Source organism: Mycobacterium sp. DL, from assembly GCF_039729195.1.
Taxonomy (GTDB): Bacteria; Actinomycetota; Actinomycetes; order Mycobacteriales; family Mycobacteriaceae; genus Mycobacterium; species Mycobacterium hippocampi_A.
The window spans coordinates 1,889,811-1,905,574 of the sequence record NZ_CP155796.1; the positions used below are offsets into that span (position 1 = coordinate 1,889,811).

Below are 15,764 nucleotides of genomic sequence, written 5' to 3' on the forward strand. Positions count from 1 at the left end.
TCAGTTGAGGAATCGTTGCGTGTAAGACGCGAACCTCTCCCGGAGGTCGTGTTCGTCGATGCCGAACATGTCGCAGGAGGTCTGCACCCTGCCGAACCGGTTGCGCTTGTGCTCGGCGAGATAGCCGTCGATGGCGATCCGGTCGTCGTCGGTCATGGACTCGCCCGCCAACGCGTAAACCTTTTCAGCGACGCCGATCTGGTCGGCCATGTAGTCGTCGAACCGGACGTCCATCGATCGATCGGGGCCGATGACCTCGCGGTCGCGAACCATCGCTGACAGCAACAGGTCGAGTCGGTTCACCCACGACGCCCCGATCTCGCGCACCGGCGGGGCGGCGCTGTACATCCGTGAGGAGTACGCGACCATCGCCACCATCGACAGCGTCACCGGGACGGGATCGCGGTGGGTGCAGACGACCACCAGACCGGGGAAAACCCGGCTCAACACGGGCAACTGTTCGAGGTGCTGCGGCGACTTCAACAGCCAGCGCCGCCCGCCGCGCAGGAACTGCATCGCCTTGAGTTGTGTTGCCATGTACTCGTAGTGAGGTGTCTGGTCCAATTCCAGATAGTGGTCACGCCACGTCGGGACGTGCGCCAGCGTCTCCATCAGCATGGTGGAGAAGTCATTGGCGAGAAGCTGGATCTCCTCGTGCACATGATCGGTGGTCATCTCGTGCATGCTGCGAAAATGCGGCATCAGCAGGTCCATCATCGACAGTGCCACATCCATGCGGGCCCGCCTCGGATCCGGCTCGATCCCGGCTTCCGACGGCAGTGGGAACGGTTCGACGCTCTCCCAGTACTGCATGGTGCGGAATGTCGGGCCGGCGGCCAGCAGGTTGTGCAGATGGGTGGTGCCGGTGCGCGGCAGACCGGCGATCACCACGGGCGGAACGAGTTCGACGTCGTGGATCTCGGGGTGGCGTCTGAGCAGATCGGTGAGCAGTAGCCGGTTCTTCAGCCACTGGGAGAGTTGGCTGAAGAAGTTCACCACCCCGGGAGCGTGCATGTCCTCGATGCCGTTGAGTGCCGCGAGGTAGCGGTCGAGGCGCTCGCGGTAGTCGTCGGGTCCGAAGTCGTCGAGTCCGGTCGCCTCGCGCGCCTGGCGATGCAACACGTCGGAGTCCAGTGCGCAGTCTGCCGCAAGGGGAGCCATCAGATCGCGAATCTGTTGTGCCTCAGTGCTGTAACGCGGAGCAGACAGGTCGTCGAGCACGATCAGATCGCCTGGGGATTCGGTCACGGCGAGTTATGTTACTCTGCGTTACGTAATGAGAACAGACCTGGGACGCCCCCGGAATCAGCTGATCGACGACGCGGTGCTGACCGCGACCGTCGAGTTGATCGGCGAGATCCCGTACGCCGAGTTGTCGGTCGACGCGATAGCCCGGCGAGCCCGAACCAGCAAGCCCGCGATCTACCGCCGCTGGCCGAGCAAGGCCCATCTGGTTCACGAAGCGGTGTTCCCAATCGGTGAGTCGACCGAGATCCCCTCCACCGGATCGCTTCCCGACGACATCCGCGAGATGGTGCGACGCGTCGCCGGCGTGCTGTCCGCGCCACCCGCCCGTGCGGCGCTGCCCGGTCTTATCGGGGAGATGGCGGCCGACCCGACCCTGCACACCGCTCTGCTGACACGGTTCGGCGACATCATCACCCGCGGCCTCGGCGACTTCCTGGCCGGTGCGGCCGACCGTGGGGAGATCCGCTCGGAGGTGACGGCCGACGAGTTGGCCGAGGCCGTCACCGGAATCGCGCTGGTGTCACTGCTGGCCCGCGGGACCGCCCTCGACGACGGCTGGATGGACCGAGCCGCCACCCTGATCCTGAGAGGAATACGCGCATGACCGAATCCACCGCAGCGTGGCGGGAACTGATCGAGACCCTCGGAGGGCTGGATCGCAGCTTCCTCGAGGGGGACCGGGCCGTCACCGACGACCGCCACCTCGCCGACGGGTACCGGATGCTGGCCACCACCCTCGGGGTGGCATTCGACACCTATCTGTTCCCCGAGCCAAGCAGACCTCAGTTCGTCGAACTCAACACGCCGTTTCGTCGAGACCGGCGCTGGGGTGGCGACAACACCGACGCGTGGTACCACATGTGCCCGGTCGACGACCGACGTCGGTACCGGATCAGTGGCAATCGTGGTGACAGCGTGTACTTCTCGGTCACCGCCTACAACGAGCCCGCTCCCGGGACCTGGTCGGACCGGGTGGTGAAGATCGTCAACGACACCGATCTGGAGAGCTCAGGAGCCGTCGACGCGAACGGTGACTTCTCCTTCGAGATCGGTCCGCTACCTCAGATGGCCGTGCTGGTGACCCGCGACTACCAGGTCGACCCGTTGGTCGGCCGGCCGGTGAGCTGGAAGATCGAGGCACTCGAGGAGCCCGACCCGATCCGGCACGGAGACGACGAAACGGCAGCGGCGCTGCGGGCCTGCGCGGCCTGGCTACGCACCATGTTCGCGATCGTCCCGCTCGCGGTCGGTGCCCGGGTAGACGAAGGTCACGCTCTCGGTCACGAAACCTCCCAGGTGGCAAACGAATTCGGTGAGCCGTACCAGGTGGGGGACAGCAATTTCGGATGGTCGGCCCGCGATGCCTGTTACTCCTACGGAAGCTTCGTCCTCGAGGACGACGAGGCACTCGTGGTCACTTATCACCCACCTGTCTGCAGGTTCTGGAACATGGTGGTGTGGAACCAGTTCATGGGCGGACACATCGTGACCGACGCCCGGGTCTCGGTCAACGCACGCACCGCGGTTCCCAACAGCGACGGTTCGGTGACCATCGTCATCTCCAAAGGCAGGACCGGGCATCCGAATTCGGTGTCCACGGTGGACTATCCGCGTGGCAACCTCGCTTTTCGCTGGTTCCACGCCGAGCAGGTTCCCGCCCGGCCACAAGCCGAACTGGTGACGCTGTCGCAAGCACCAACCTCAGTGTCCTGATCAGGAGCGGGTAACGCCGGTCAACAGCGAGAAGAACCCGTGCGACGGATCGTCGGCGCCGGGGCTGCCCTTCGGGGTGTCTTTGGTGATCGGGTGGCTCATGTCGACGGTGGACGGATCACGGACATGCGCCCAGTCGGTGACGATCCTGCGGTCGCTGAACTTCCATGTACCGGTGCGTTTCTCGTACTTGTCGAGGTAGCGGCCGCCCACGACGACATCGACGTCGTGACCTCCCGCGGCGAATGTGTGGTTCGAGATGGTGTAGATCTCGCCTTCGGCGTGGTCCGCGCTGATCGCGAAGTTCACCGTGGTGATGTGGTGCTGCATGGACCGGAGGTAGGGCCGCGCTGCGGCAAGCTGGTCGAGGAACTCAGCGGCGGACCCCGCTGAGAATGCTCCGTGGTCGTCCCGTGCGTCGTCGTGGTAGAGATCACGAAGCGCGGCGATGTCGCCACGATCGACGGCGCGGCAATAGCTGTGGACGAGCCTGCGCAACTCGAATTCGTCGAGCATTTCCTGCAGCAGTGATTCTGATGGGGCCATCGCACCTCAGCCTAGCCGCGTGACGCCGCGAGCAGCGGCGTAGGCTACGGGTCTGTCGCACGCGAGAATCGCGCGTCTCATGAACGGGAATCTCTGATGAATCGCAGACGCGTCACGTGACCTACTGCATCGGCGTGATGCTCGACGAAGGCATCATCTTCGCGTCGGATTCCCGGACCAACGCCGGCGTCGACAACTTCGCCAAATTCTGCAAGATGACGGTCTTCGAGCGCCCCGGAGACCGCGTCATCGTCCTGCTGAGTTCGGGAAACCTGGCCGGCACCCAGGCGATCGTCAGCCTGTTGACCCAGCGCTGTGCCGACGGTGCCGCGGAGAGCAATGTGCTGGGCGCCCGGACGATGTTCGACGTCGTGAGGTTGATCTCGGATGCGATGCGGGAGACCGAGCAACGCGACGCCGAATACCTGCGCCGGACCAAAGGCGGGTTCAACGCCTCGTTCATCGTCGGCGGCCAGCTCGCGGGCGAGCCGATGCGGTTGTTCCGGATCTATGCCGAAGGCAATTTCATCGAGGCCGGGCCGGACACGCTCTTCCTGCAGTCCGGCGAAACCAAGTACGGAAAGCCCATCCTCGATCGGGTCGTCTCCTCCGACACCTCCCTCAGCGACGCCACGAAGTGTGTACTGGTGTCATTTGATTCGACGATGCGCAGCAACCTGTCGGTAGGGATGCCGATCGACCTGATCTGTTATGAACGCGACAGCCTCGAGGTGAAGTGGCGTCGCCGATTCCATGACGGGGACCCCTATGTCAGTGCTCTGGGCCAGGCCTGGGGCGAAGGCACCCGTCAGGTGTTCCGCCAACTGCCCGAGCTGCACTGGTGAGCAGGAGTCACCGCGGCGATTCAGGGCTTGTCCCGTAACCGCACCATCCGTGTGGTCGAGCTCTCGTCGAGCTCGACGACATCGGACCTCGAGCGCAGGAAGTCGCTGAAGGACTTGAATCCCAAAGACTTTTCGCTGAACGACGGATCCATGCGCTTCATCTGTGCTTTCACCGCGGAGTTGTGCAGCCAGTCTGCGTCGTCTTTCTCCAGGCCGATGCGCAGCGCCCGGGTCAACAGCCCGGTGGCCGCGGCCTGTTGGTCCGGCGGGTCGGGCTCGTCGTTCTGCAGTTGCTGGTCGGCCGCGGCGGACTTGGACCGTCCGGACCGCCGCTTGGGTGCGGGCTTCTCCTCGGCGACCTCGGCAGGCTCGAACACCGGGATCCCGGGCAGTGTGTCGTAGGTGACGAACTCGTCGCACGCGGCCGCGAGCATGCGACTCGACGAGCCCGCTACCCCGATGCCCACCACATACCGTCCGAGCCGTTTGCACCGCTGCGCCAGCGCGATGTAGTCGGAGTCGCCGGCGACGATCACCACGTGGGTGAGGTCGGGCAGTCGGAACATGTCCTCGACCGCATCCACGGCAAGACGGATGTCCGCGCCGTTCTTGCCGTAGGCCGCGGCAGGGAACAGTTGGACGAGATCGACGGCACGTCCCACGAGTTGGCCGCGGTATCCGGCGTTGATCTCCGCGGACCAGTCGGCGTAGGCGCGAGTGAGCACCAGGGTGCCGAACGACGAGGCGAAGTCGATGATCGCCCCGACATCGACCGTGGCGCGGCTGAGCCGGCCGGGATCCTCGTCCAGGCCCTTGGCCTTGTCGCGCTGGAAGGAGTTGCGACCGTTCACCTGGTCGTACCGCGAGATCACTATGTTGTCGAAGTCGAGGTACACCGCAACACGAGTGGCGCCGAGTTCCGTCATCACCTCAGTGTGGTCGATGGGCTCCGGGGCGCACAGATCAGCCTCGATTCGGTGAAGTCGCCCCACGCCACCGCCCCACCGGCGCACCATGGGACCGGCAATTCAGCCACGAGGGAGGGGTGTTCGCAGTGAGCAGCGCGGTGGAGGGTTCCCAGCCGGCAAGGCATACCGTGCTTGCCGAGATCGACAGCGGCGCCTATCACTCACTGCGACAGCGACCCGTGACCCGCGCGGAGCGGTACGCGCTCGGAAAGAGCCTTCGCAAACGGGTGCCTCGGCGGACGCTGGCCGAATGGACGGCGCCCCCGGACCGGCCGGATCCGGTACATCTCATCGAGGTCAATCACCAGGGTCGACTGGACCGCCTGATTCCGATCCGGGTGGGCCGGATGGTGGCTTCTCCGTACGGATTTCTGCGCGGCACCGCCGTGGTGATGGCCGACGATGTCGCCCGCCTTCCGTCGACCGGCATCACGCCTGTGGTCTGCGGCGATTCCCATCTGGGCAACTTCGGTTTCTACGCGTCACCTGAGCGCGATCTGGTGATCGATCTCAACGATTTCGACGAAGCGCACCCGGGTGGGTGGGAGTGGGATCTGCGCCGGTTGGTGGCCAGCATCTGGGTGGCGGGACGCCACAACGGCGCCTCCGAGGACGACTGTGGCTCGGCGGTGCGCTCCTGTGTCGCGGCCTACCACCAGGAACTGCGCCGACTGGCCGACGAGCCGTTGTTCTCACGCTCCTTCACCCGGTTGGAGGTCGACCGACTGGCCGGCGAGACCGCCGGTCCGCTCGCCGACGAGGTGCGGCGGTCGGCGCGGCGGGCACGCAACCGCACCAGTGACCGCGCGCTGCCCCGCTTCACCCGTGAGGTCGACGGCGTCCGCCGGATCGTCGAAGAGTCACCGTTGATCACCCGGCTGCCGTCGCGCGAAGCGGACGCTCTGGCCGAGGCCCTCGACAACTATCTGCCCACCCTGTCCACCCACTGGCGCCGGGTTCTCGGCGGCTACACCCTGCTCGACGTCGCCCACAAGGTGGTCGGCGTCGGCAGCGTCGGTCTGCGCGCGTATGTGGCGCTGCTGGAGGGATCTTCCCCGGAGGACGTCGTCTTCCTGCAACTCAAGCAGGCCCGCCGTTCGGTGCTCGCGCGTTACGTCCACGGTGAGTCGGCGTGGCACGCACATCAGGGCCAGCGCGTGGTCGAGTACCAGCAGGCCCTGCAGACGGTCAGCGACCCGCTGTTGGGTTGGACCACGGTCAACGGCCTGCAGTTCTACGTGCGTCAGTTCCGCAACATGAAGGGCACCATCCCGCTGGATGCGATGGACCCCAAGGCACTCATCGACTACACCGGTGTCGTCGGGCAGCTTCTCGCCAAAGGTCATGCACGGACCAGTGGCGCCTCGATGATCGCCGGCTACATGGGCCGCTCAGAACGGGTGGACGACGCGCTGTGTGTGTTCGCGCGCCGCTACGCCGACCAGACCGAAGCCGACCACGCGGCGCTGGTGGCGGCCGTCGACAAGGGGAGATTACCGGTCGAACGCGGGGTGTAGCGTGAGCGCATTCCCATCCAAGGCGCGGCCAGTGACCCGATCCGAGTCGCCGTGCTGGCGCCCGTCGCGTGGCGGACTCCGCCGCGGCACTACGGGCCGTGGGAGCAGTTCGCCTCGCTGCTCACCGAAGGGCTGGTGGCGGCAGGCCACCGCGTCACGCTGTTCGCCACCGCCGACTCGATCACCTCGGCCGAACTGCACGCGACCGCGGCGACGGGGTGGTCGGAGGACAACACGATCGACGCCAAGGTCGCCGAGTGCCTGCACATCGCGTCGGTGTTCGAACGGGCCGTCGACTTCGACATCATCCACAACGGATTCGACTTCCTGCCGTTGACCTACAGCGGGCTTGTCGAGACGCCGTTGGTCACCACCATCCACGGGTTCTCCTCGGAGCGGATCGTTCCCGTCTACGAGCGCTACGACCGCACCACCGGCTACGTGTCGATCAGCGACTCCGATCGACACCCGAAGCTGCACTACGCCGCCACCGTCCACCACGGCATCGATGTCGCACAGTTCGGCGTCCATCCGGATCCCGGTGAGCATCTGTTGTTCTTCGGGCGCATCCACCCCGACAAGGGCACTGCGCACGCGATCGAGGTCGCTCGACGATGCGGCCGCCGCCTCGACATCGCCGGCATCATCCAGGACGACGAGTACTTTCGCGACGAGGTCGCACCCCATGTCGACGGAGAGCGGGTGCGCTATCTCGGCCCCGTCGACGCGGCCGCGCGTGCCGAGGTGCTCGGGGGTGCGCACGCGCTGCTGCACCTGATCGACTTCGACGAGCCCTTCGGTTACAGCGTTGTGGAGGCTCTGGCCTGTGGCAGCCCGGTGGTCGCCAATGCGCGAGGGTCGATGGGGGAGTTGATCATCGACGGTGTGACCGGGCATCTGGTCGACGACGTCGACTCCGCGGTGGCGGCGGTCGCCGCCGCAGGCGAACTCGACCGCGACGGCATCGCCAAGTACGCCGCCGACCACTTTGCCGTGGCCACCATGGTCGACAACTACATCAACGTCTATCGCGACATCATCGGCGATCGGTTTGAGGGTGGGCGGCTATGAACGGGCAGCGGAGTCTTCCGCGCTGTGCATGTCCCAGACGGCGAGCGCTACGGTGGAGGTGGTCTTTCCCGCAAGGGTGTGTAAGGACACTCCGAGAAGCTCGCCGATTCGGTTCAGCCTGTACGACAGCGAATTTCGGTGAATGAAGAGCGCCGCGGCAGTTCTGGTGGGACTTGCGTCGGCGGCCAGGTACGACCTGAGTGTGCCCATGAGCTCGGAATCGTTCTCCCGGTCATAGGTGTCCAGTGGGCGCAGAAATTGCAGTGCCTGCTCGATGCCATCGGAGGTCAGTGCCGTGGCGAGCACCGAGGGCAGATCGAATCGGCGCGCGACCGTCGGTCCGGTGACCCGGTCGAGCTGCTGAGGTGAGGCCAGCATCGCAGCTCGAACACTGCCCAGGCCGTGCAGCGGTTCGGTCACGATCGCGGGACGGCGTGGCGCAATCTCGGTCAGAAGGTGAACAACCGCCCTGGGAACGCTGGCCTGATCAAAATCCTGACCTATCACAAAGAGGAACCCGCCGGACTCTGAAATCCCCAGTGCTGGAAAAATATCCGCGAACTGGAGGCGCATTCGCCACGAGTCATGCGCGTCGGTACCGGTACGCACGGTCACCAGTACGGTGGGTTTACGGGGATCGAAGCCGGCGGTACGCATGAGCTTGTTGGTGTAGCGCAGAGTGTCGCCGTGCGGTTGTCGCAACTGCTCGACGAGAGCCCGCATCCGATCGTTCTCCTCACCGTACTGTTCGGCAGTCGAGTTCAGATGCAGACTCACGATCGATCCCACAGGCCCCAGCAGCGCGTCAAGTGCCGCCGCACTGTTCGGTGACCTCACCGCAATCGAGAACTGTCCCCGGCCACGTACCGGGTTCAGGTGACGGAGATGCTCGGTGACATCGTCAAAGGGTTCTGCGGCTCGCGGGTTGGCCACGTGCCACACCATTGACGAGGGTCGGCTGGCCACCATCGTTCCCTGGGAGTCGATCAGCCCGACCTCGCCGCCGACCACGGACCTGATCTGCTCGAGCAGTTCCAGCACCGTCGTACCCCGTGCCTCCAACTCGGCACAGGCGTCGGCCAATTGCAACGACGTCCGCAGAATCGCGTTGTTCTCCGATTGCAGTGTGTCGTTCACCAGACGGTGGACCTGGAGAAGGTTGACCGGCGGGGAAACCTCCATCACCGGCACGTCGAATCTGTTACCCGCATCGATGAGGCCTTCGGGAACCGCGGCGTGCGCTATCCCGGAATTGAAGACGATGCCGGCGACCGGCACCTGGGCAAGCCTCTCGACGTAGGCGTCCCAGGTCCGGCTGTCCTGGAAGTTCATCGCGATACCGGCGAGAGTCACCAACTCGTTGCCCTGCAGGAACGCCGTCGGTTCGATCAACTCGGTGGGAGCGACGGTCGAGACGGGTCTTCGCATCCGAGTGGTCTGGGTCGCAGTTTTCAGTCGCAGCCCCAGATACTCGTTCGCCATCAGAGCGTCCAACTGCATGCCGACCCTCCCTTGTCGACGAACGCGCTGCTGAAAGCGGTGTTTCCGCGAGGTTGCGCGGTTGTGTCGCTTCTTCACGAATTGCAGGCATTCGTGCATATGCACGATACTTTTAATCTTCTTTTAGTGCAGAAGTCCGGTAGTTCTGGAGCACGCATCGCCATAGCGTTTTGGGTATGCAATCTCCTATCACCATCAATTCCGATCTGGGAGAGTCCTTCGGTCTACTGACCTTCGGTCACGACGACGAGTTGTTGGACCTCATCGGAGTCGCCAACATCGCGTGCGGATTCCACTCCGGTGACCCGTCGGTGATGTCGTCCACAGTCGCCAACGCCGCACGTGCCGGGGTGGCCTTGGGCGCTCATCCCGGTCTGCCGGATCTCACCGGATTCGGCCGACGCCAGATGGCCCTGACCGTCGATGAGGTGCGCGACCTGACGCTGTATCAGGTCGGTGCGCTCTCGGCGTTCATTGCGTACACGGGTGCACGCCTGAACCACATCAAACCGCACGGTGCGTTCTATGGGATGCTCTCGCGCGACGAGGAGCTGATGCAGCCGGTGGCGGAGCTTGCAGCGCGACTCGAGGTCCAGATCTTCGGAATGGCGGGAACCGCTCATCAGACCAGCGCCCACACAGCCGGAGCAGAGTTCGTCTCCGAGTTGTATGTCGACTTGGACTATGACGCTGAGGGAAAGCTGGTGATCCAGCGGCGGCCGCAGGCAACCGATCCCGCCAAGGCTGCGGCTCGCGTCGAATCCGCCCTCAGCACGGGCACGATCACCGCCACCGACGGTTCGACGCTTCCGGTCGAATTCTCAAGTGTCTGTGTCCATTCCGACACACCGAACTGTGTCGATGTCGCGAAAGCAGTTGTCGCGGCGCTGGAAAACAGTCAGCCGCAGAACACAGAAAGGCAAGCCTTTGGCCACCCATGAGATCTCCACTCCGCTACCCGGAGTCTTCTACCGCAGTCCCGGGCCGGGAAAGCCGCCCTACGTGTCCGAAGGTGACCACGTAGATGTAGGTCAGGCGATCGGGCTCGTCGAGATCATGAAGCAGTTCAGCGAAGTGAAGAGCACCGCTGCCGGGAAGATCGACCGATTCGAGGTCGACGACCTCGCCGAGGTCACTCCGGGCACGGTGATCGCAGTGCTTACGGAGGACTAGATGAAACGACTACTCGTAGCCAATCGCGGCGAGATCGCTGTCCGGATCATCCGAACAGCTCAGGAGATGGGACTCGAAACCGTCCTGGCTGCCAGCGAGGCAGATCGTGAGAGTTACGCCGCGCAGCTGTCCGATCTCGTCACCGTCATCGGACCCGCGCAGGCCGGTCAGAGTTACCTCAACTCGAGCGCCCTGACAGAGGCGGTCCGCAGTTCCGGAGCCGATGCTGTGCACCCCGGCTACGGATTTCTCTCTGAGGACGCCGAATTCGCCAAGAGCGTCATCGCGACCGGAGCCACCTGGGTGGGACCCAGTCCGGAGTCGATCGCGCTCATGGGAAACAAGGCGAAAGCCCGGCAAGCCGCCAAAGACGCCGGTGTTCCGGTGCTCGCCGGCAGCGACGGCGCGCTGATGCCCGACGGCGATGTGAGAGCCGTGGCGGACAGCATCGGGTATCCACTGCTGATCAAAGCATCCGCGGGCGGCGGCGGCCGGGGCATCCGGCTCGTCGCGAGCGCCGACGAGTTGGAGGGCGAGCTACAGCTTGCGGTGGCCGAGGCCGGTGCGGCGTTCGGTGACTCGGCCGTTTATCTCGAGCGCTTCATCGACAAAGCCCGCCACGTCGAAGTCCAGATCCTCGGTGACGGAAAAGATGTGGTCCATCTCTTCGATCGTGATTGCTCGCTGCAGCGACGCAATCAGAAAGTCCTCGAAGAGACACCCGCCCCGAACCTGCCGGGGGAACTGCGCGAGCAGATGCTCGATGCGGCCGTACGGCTGGCCCGCGAATGCCAGTACCGTGGCGCGGGCACCGTGGAGTTCCTCTACGACGCAGATCGCCGAGAGGTCTGCTTCATCGAGATGAACACCCGACTTCAGGTCGAACATCCTGTGACCGAAATGATCACCGGTATCGATCTGGTCCGTGAACAACTCCGGATCGCTGCCGGCGAGAAACTCGGCTACCAGCAGAGCGATATCACCCGCGACGGGCACGCCATCGAGATCCGGATAAACGCCGAAAGCCCGTCGCAGGGTTTCATGCCGAGTCCCGGGAGCATCACCGACATCCGGTGGCCGGGCGGCCCGGGCGTCCGCATCGACAGCGGCGTCGTCAGTGGATCGACGGTCTCGCCGTACTACGACTCTCTCGTGGCCAAGGTGGTGGTGTGGCACTCCGATCGCGATTCGGCACTCGCCCGTGCTAGACGCGCACTGTCCGAACTGCGGCTCGAGGGTGTCGAGACCACGACGGCCTATCTCGGGTCGGTACTCGCGCATTCCTCGGTGCGGGAAGCCACTCATCACACGAAGTTCCTCGAAAGTGCCGCAGACCAACTTCTGCAAGGAATCTCATGACACACACTGTGCTTCGCGACAAGGCCCGCTACTCCTGGGGTGGTGACGAGTTCCTGTTCGTCGAGATCGACGAGGCCATGAGCCTGGAAGGTTACTTCCTCGTCGGAACCCTGGCTGCAGCAGTGGAGTCAGCCGACATCCCCGGTATCACCGATATCTGCCCCACCAACGCCTCACTGCTGGTGCGTTACGACCCCGACGTCACACCGCCGCAGGCACTCCAGGACAAGATCCGCGATCTCGAGATCGCGGTTCGGAGCACGTCGTCGCAGACCTCGACGGCCCGGGTGTTCGAGATCCCGGTCTGGTACGACGACCCGTTCACCTCCGAGGTCGGGCAGCGGTTCCGTGACAATCATCAGACTCCGGACAAAACCGATCTCGACTTCGCCGCGGAGATCAACGACCTTTCCGGCGCGCAGGAGTTCATCGCCCGCCATCATGGGACCCCCTGGATGGTGACCGCCGTGGGATTTGTTGCAGCACTGCCCTTCATGTACCAGATGACGCCCCGCGCGACTCAGCTCGAAGTACCCAAGTACCTAAGTCCGCGAACGGATACTCCCGCGCTGACCGTGGGGCACGGCGGTTGCTTCAGCGTGATCTATTCGGTTCAGGGGGCAGGTGGTTATCAGATGTTCGGCATCGCTGCCGCACCGGTCTTCGCTCCGAACTCGCCACTGGCTGACTTTCAGGACTCGATGGTGCTCTTCCGGTCCGGCGACATCGTCAAGTTCAAGCCCATCGGCGAGGACGAATACCACAGCATCCGCCGGCAGTGCGAGGACGGCTCATTCCGTTACAAGCGAACGGAAGTCGAGTTCGATCTTGCCGGGTGGACCGCCGATCCTGAGAAGTACAACGCTGCAATGATGGAGGCCCTTGATGGCACTGTTGATTGACGAACCCGGCTTGCAATCGACCGTCCAGGATCTGGGCCGGCCCGGCTACTACAATGTCGGAATCCCGGTCGGCGGTGCGATGGACACCCTGTCGCACGAGATCGCCAATCTCCTGGTCGGCAACGACCCCGCTCTCGCGACCATCGAGTCGGTCTACACGGCACCGAAGTTCACCGTCACGGAAGCGACCACGATGGCGGCGACCGGAGCCACGATGGAGGTCTCCGTCAACGGGGATGTCGTTCCGCAGTGGACTGCTGTCGAGCTGGCCGAGGGCGACACGGTCGCCTGTGGATTCGCAGCGGCAGGGACTCGGTCGTATCTCGCCTTCAGCGGAGGCGTGGACGTTCCTCGGGTCCTCGGGAGTCGAAGTACGTATTCGCTGGGGAAGATCGGTGGCCACGAGGGCAGGGCGCTGGCTGCCGGGGATACGGTGCCGATCGGAGCCCGCACCACCGATTCCGCGGGTCGCGCCCTTGCCGACGAGTTGCGGCCGGACTTCTCGCGCGCGCTGACCGCCCGGGTGGTTCTCGGGCTCTACGATCATCTGCTCACTGCCGAGTCCGTCGAGATGTTGACGACCACCCAGTGGAAGCTCACCCCTGTCGCAGACCGAACCGGCCTACGCTTCAGTGGCGACCACAAGTTCGAATTCGCAGATCGTGCTCAACCGTTCGGCGCGGGATCGAATCCGTCGAACATCGTCGACGCGGGATACGCGATGGGCTCCATCCAGATTCCTGGCGGCAGTCAGCCCATCGTCCTGCACCGGGACGCGGTATCGGCAGGTGGGTACGCGATGGTGGCGACAGTCATCAGTGCCGATATGGATGCTGTCGCCCAGCTTGCGCCTGGATCTACCGCGGTTTTCGAAGCGGTGAGCATCGATGACGCCGTGGCGGCACGCGCTGATCGCGCCCAGCGGCGCAGCAGGATTCACGACGCACTCACCTCCTGATGACCGGTCACGTGCAGCAGTCGGGGTTGAGCACCACACACAGGGCGCCGACCGCTTCGGGGGCTGGCCGATGGTAGACGTGCATGCCCTGCCGATCGGATTCGATGAAGCCGGCGCGGCGCAATTGCGCGATGTGGTGGCTGACCGTCGATTCGCTCAGGCCGAGTAGTGCGGCGAGTTCGCCACTGTTCTGGGCGCCGGCCGACGAGCTGAAGAGCAGCGACATGATCTTCACCCTCGCCGGGTCCGCAAGCGCCTTGAGTCGCAGCGCCACGTGAAGTGCGTCCTCGTCACTCATGGGTCCGGCGGCCACGGGTGCACAGCACACCGGGGCGGAGATGTCGATCGTCGGCAGTGTCTTGGGCACCTTTTGATAGTGCCACGGGATTGACATATATCAAAAAGGTGGCAGGGTATCGGTAGCTCGACAATTCGATATAAGTCTCACAGGTCCGGAGGTTCCATCATGTCCCGTGTCCAACTCGCCCTCAACGTCGACAACCTCGACGAGGCGATCACGTTCTACTCGAAGCTCTTCGACACCGCACCCGCCAAGATCAAGGAGGGGTACGCCAACTTCGCCGTTTCCGAGCCTCCGCTCAAGCTGGTACTCATCGAGAACCCGGGCAAGGGCGGCAGCATCAATCATCTCGGCGTCGAGGTGGCCACCAGCGACGCCGTGCACGCCGAGATCGGTCGGCTTGCCGCCGGGGGTCTGTTCACCGAGGAGGAGATGAACACCACCTGTTGTTTCGCCACCCAGGACAAGGTGTGGGTGACGGGTCCGGCAGGGGAGAAGTGGGAGGTCTACACGGTGCTGTCAGACTCCGAGACCTTCGGGACGAGCCCCGAACACACCGAGGGTGGCAGTGCCGAGAAGGGTGTGTGCTGTGGCGGCACTTCCGTCGACAAGGCCGACGCCTGCTGCTGAATGCCACCGGCCGATCCCGCCGTCTGACCAATGCGGAGATCAGCTGCGGTCTTAGCTGACGCGCCCTACATTGATACCGGGATCGGCCACGCCATGCGCCGATGAGTCGGGGGTGCGGGCAATGATTCCACGGGTCAGGACGGCGATGCGGTTGGCAGGGATGCGCCCGCTGCCGCGATGGCCGGCCCGATCCACGGTGGATCTGCGCGGCAAGCGAATTCTGTTGACCGGTGCGTCCTCGGGAATCGGCGCGGTTGCTGCGCAGAAGCTGGCCGCCGAAGGCGCATCGGTCATCGTGGTCGCCCGGCGAGAGGCCCTGCTGGCGGAGGTCGTCGAGGCGATCGTTTCCGCCGGCGGCAGCGCGTCCGCGGTCCGGGCCAACCTGGCGGACCTCGCCGAGGTCGACGAACTGGTGAGAACAGTTGGCCCTGTTGATGTTCTGATCAACAACGCCGCCAGGTCGATCAGGAGGCCGCTCGAAGAGTCGCTGGAACGCTGGCATGACATCGAGCGCGTCATGCAGTTGAACTACTACGCTCCGCTGCGACTCATCAGGGGCCTGGTACCCGGGATGATCGAGCGCGGTGACGGGCACATCATCAACGTCGCCACCTGGCGGGTACTGCCGGAATCGTCGCCGATGTTCGCCGCCTACAACGCATCCAAGGCGGCATTGAGTGCGGTCAGTCGTGTCATCGACACCGAGTGGGGTGCCCGCGGCGTGCACTCCACCACCGTCTACTACCCGTTGGTGGCGACGGCCATGATCGCTCCGACCCGGGCGTACGACGGGGTGGCTGCGCTCAGTCCCGACGAAGCGGCCGACTGGATGGTGACCGCCGCCCGCACCAGACCGATCCGGATAGCTCCGCGCAAGGCGTTGGCGCTGCGAGCCCTCGACGTTGTTGCGCCCGGCATGCTCAACCACATCCTGGCGCGCGAAACCGCTCGGATGAACGCCAACGCCAACAGGTCTGACGTCACCGCATCCACTGCGGGAACGGTCATCCCGCTCGCACGTCCGTCGTAGATC

At 64.5% G+C, this 15,764-nt stretch carries 17 protein-coding genes; 12 read left to right on the forward strand and 5 right to left on the reverse strand.

Annotated features, from left to right (window positions below; all coding sequences use genetic code 11):
- Complete coding sequence (locus ABDC78_RS09115; RefSeq protein WP_347133403.1) at positions 1 to 1,248, reverse strand: sulfotransferase; 1,248 nt, start codon at positions 1,246 to 1,248, stop codon at positions 1 to 3.
- Between the two features lie 28 nt (positions 1,249 to 1,276).
- Between ABDC78_RS09115 and ABDC78_RS09120 the strand changes: the two genes are divergently transcribed.
- Together ABDC78_RS09120 and ABDC78_RS09125 are read left to right on the forward strand one after the other, a co-directional pair.
- Complete coding sequence (locus ABDC78_RS09120; RefSeq protein WP_178357523.1) at positions 1,277 to 1,852, forward strand: TetR/AcrR family transcriptional regulator; 576 nt, start codon at positions 1,277 to 1,279, stop codon at positions 1,850 to 1,852.
- The gene (locus ABDC78_RS09125; RefSeq protein ID WP_178357524.1) at positions 1,849 to 2,961 is read left to right on the forward strand and encodes a DUF1214 domain-containing protein; all 1,113 of its coding nucleotides are present in this window, start codon (positions 1,849 to 1,851) and stop codon (positions 2,959 to 2,961) included. The genes ABDC78_RS09120 and ABDC78_RS09125 overlap by 4 nt, the downstream gene beginning before the upstream one ends.
- Here ABDC78_RS09125 and ABDC78_RS09130 read toward each other — a convergent pair whose 3' ends face one another.
- Positions 2,962 to 3,507 carry a nuclear transport factor 2 family protein gene (locus ABDC78_RS09130; RefSeq protein ID WP_178357525.1) on the reverse strand — a complete coding sequence of 182 codons (546 nt, stop codon included), beginning with the start codon at positions 3,505 to 3,507 and terminating at the stop codon, positions 2,962 to 2,964.
- A gap of 116 nt (positions 3,508 to 3,623) precedes the next feature.
- Between ABDC78_RS09130 and ABDC78_RS09135 the strand changes: the two genes are divergently transcribed.
- Complete coding sequence (locus ABDC78_RS09135) at positions 3,624 to 4,352, forward strand: peptidase (protein WP_347133404.1); 729 nt, start codon at positions 3,624 to 3,626, stop codon at positions 4,350 to 4,352.
- Between the two features lie 20 nt (positions 4,353 to 4,372).
- Here ABDC78_RS09135 and ABDC78_RS09140 read toward each other — a convergent pair whose 3' ends face one another.
- Positions 4,373 to 5,278 carry an NYN domain-containing protein gene (locus ABDC78_RS09140; protein ID WP_178357526.1) on the reverse strand — a complete coding sequence of 302 codons (906 nt, stop codon included), beginning with the start codon at positions 5,276 to 5,278 and terminating at the stop codon, positions 4,373 to 4,375.
- Between the two features lie 119 nt (positions 5,279 to 5,397).
- Between ABDC78_RS09140 and ABDC78_RS09145 the strand changes: the two genes are divergently transcribed.
- Together ABDC78_RS09145 and ABDC78_RS09150 are read left to right on the forward strand one after the other, a co-directional pair.
- The gene (locus ABDC78_RS09145; RefSeq protein WP_178357527.1) at positions 5,398 to 6,837 is read left to right on the forward strand and encodes a DUF2252 domain-containing protein; all 1,440 of its coding nucleotides are present in this window, start codon (positions 5,398 to 5,400) and stop codon (positions 6,835 to 6,837) included.
- A gap of 51 nt (positions 6,838 to 6,888) precedes the next feature.
- On the forward strand, positions 6,889 to 7,908 hold the full coding sequence (locus ABDC78_RS09150) for a glycosyltransferase family 4 protein (protein WP_347133405.1): 1,020 nt from the start codon (positions 6,889 to 6,891) through the stop codon (positions 7,906 to 7,908).
- On the opposite strand, the gene ABDC78_RS09155 is transcribed toward ABDC78_RS09150, so the two are convergent.
- Entirely contained in the window at positions 7,903 to 9,408 is a 1,506-nt protein-coding gene (locus ABDC78_RS09155; RefSeq protein WP_178357528.1) for a PucR family transcriptional regulator, read from the reverse strand. The two genes, ABDC78_RS09150 and ABDC78_RS09155, sit on opposite strands and share 6 nt — an antisense overlap.
- A 176-nt stretch (positions 9,409 to 9,584) precedes the next feature.
- Here ABDC78_RS09155 and ABDC78_RS09160 point away from each other — a divergent pair, with 176 nt between their 5' ends.
- From ABDC78_RS09160 to ABDC78_RS09180, 5 genes are read left to right on the forward strand one after another with little or no spacing between them, the layout of a single operon-like run.
- A complete protein-coding gene (locus ABDC78_RS09160; RefSeq protein ID WP_178357529.1) occupies positions 9,585 to 10,349 on the forward strand; it encodes a 5-oxoprolinase subunit PxpA in 765 nt (254 codons plus the stop codon).
- Positions 10,336 to 10,581, forward strand: a complete 246-nt coding sequence (locus ABDC78_RS09165; RefSeq protein ID WP_256735894.1) for an acetyl-CoA carboxylase — start codon at positions 10,336 to 10,338, stop codon at positions 10,579 to 10,581. Before ABDC78_RS09160 ends, ABDC78_RS09165 begins: the two co-directional genes overlap by 14 nt.
- Positions 10,582 to 11,940, forward strand: a complete 1,359-nt coding sequence (locus tag ABDC78_RS09170; protein WP_178357531.1) for an acetyl-CoA carboxylase biotin carboxylase subunit — start codon at positions 10,582 to 10,584, stop codon at positions 11,938 to 11,940.
- Positions 11,937 to 12,842, forward strand: a complete 906-nt coding sequence (locus ABDC78_RS09175) for a carboxyltransferase domain-containing protein (RefSeq protein ID WP_178357532.1) — start codon at positions 11,937 to 11,939, stop codon at positions 12,840 to 12,842. Before ABDC78_RS09170 ends, ABDC78_RS09175 begins: the two co-directional genes overlap by 4 nt.
- Positions 12,826 to 13,800 (forward strand): biotin-dependent carboxyltransferase family protein, encoded by a 975-nt coding sequence (locus ABDC78_RS09180; RefSeq protein WP_178357533.1) that lies wholly within the window; start codon positions 12,826 to 12,828, stop codon positions 13,798 to 13,800. The genes ABDC78_RS09175 and ABDC78_RS09180 overlap by 17 nt, the downstream gene beginning before the upstream one ends.
- 7 nt (positions 13,801 to 13,807) lie before the next feature.
- On the opposite strand, the gene ABDC78_RS09185 is transcribed toward ABDC78_RS09180, so the two are convergent.
- A complete protein-coding gene (locus ABDC78_RS09185; RefSeq protein ID WP_178357534.1) occupies positions 13,808 to 14,167 on the reverse strand; it encodes an Rv2640c family ArsR-like transcriptional regulator in 360 nt (119 codons plus the stop codon).
- Positions 14,168 to 14,266: 99 nt separating this feature from the next.
- Between ABDC78_RS09185 and ABDC78_RS09190 the strand changes: the two genes are divergently transcribed.
- Complete coding sequence (locus ABDC78_RS09190) at positions 14,267 to 14,731, forward strand: ArsI/CadI family heavy metal resistance metalloenzyme (RefSeq protein ID WP_178357535.1); 465 nt, start codon at positions 14,267 to 14,269, stop codon at positions 14,729 to 14,731.
- A 145-nt stretch (positions 14,732 to 14,876) separates the two neighbouring features.
- Complete coding sequence (locus ABDC78_RS09195; RefSeq protein WP_347133488.1) at positions 14,877 to 15,761, forward strand: SDR family oxidoreductase; 885 nt, start codon at positions 14,877 to 14,879, stop codon at positions 15,759 to 15,761.
- Positions 15,762 to 15,764: the final 3 nt, after the last annotated feature.

Bases quoted from the DNA above. Each gene is read 5' to 3' on its own strand.
- ABDC78_RS09120 (WP_178357523.1), top strand. From the start codon at position 1,277: ATGAGAACAGACCTGGGACGCCCCCGGAATCAGCTGATCGACGACGCG.
- ABDC78_RS09125 (WP_178357524.1), top strand. From the start codon at position 1,849: ATGACCGAATCCACCGCAGCGTGGCGGGAACTGATCGAGACCCTCGGA.
- ABDC78_RS09130 (WP_178357525.1), bottom strand. From the start codon at position 3,507: ATGGCCCCATCAGAATCACTGCTGCAGGAAATGCTCGACGAATTCGAG.
- ABDC78_RS09140 (WP_178357526.1), bottom strand. From the start codon at position 5,278: ATGACGGAACTCGGCGCCACTCGTGTTGCGGTGTACCTCGACTTCGAC.
- ABDC78_RS09155 (WP_178357528.1), bottom strand. From the start codon at position 9,408: ATGCAGTTGGACGCTCTGATGGCGAACGAGTATCTGGGGCTGCGACTG.
- ABDC78_RS09160 (WP_178357529.1), top strand. From the start codon at position 9,585: ATGCAATCTCCTATCACCATCAATTCCGATCTGGGAGAGTCCTTCGGT.
- ABDC78_RS09170 (WP_178357531.1), top strand. From the start codon at position 10,582: ATGAAACGACTACTCGTAGCCAATCGCGGCGAGATCGCTGTCCGGATC.
- ABDC78_RS09175 (WP_178357532.1), top strand. From the start codon at position 11,937: ATGACACACACTGTGCTTCGCGACAAGGCCCGCTACTCCTGGGGTGGT.
- ABDC78_RS09180 (WP_178357533.1), top strand. From the start codon at position 12,826: ATGGCACTGTTGATTGACGAACCCGGCTTGCAATCGACCGTCCAGGAT.
- ABDC78_RS09190 (WP_178357535.1), top strand. From the start codon at position 14,267: ATGTCCCGTGTCCAACTCGCCCTCAACGTCGACAACCTCGACGAGGCG.
- ABDC78_RS09195 (WP_347133488.1), top strand. From the start codon at position 14,877: ATGCGGTTGGCAGGGATGCGCCCGCTGCCGCGATGGCCGGCCCGATCC.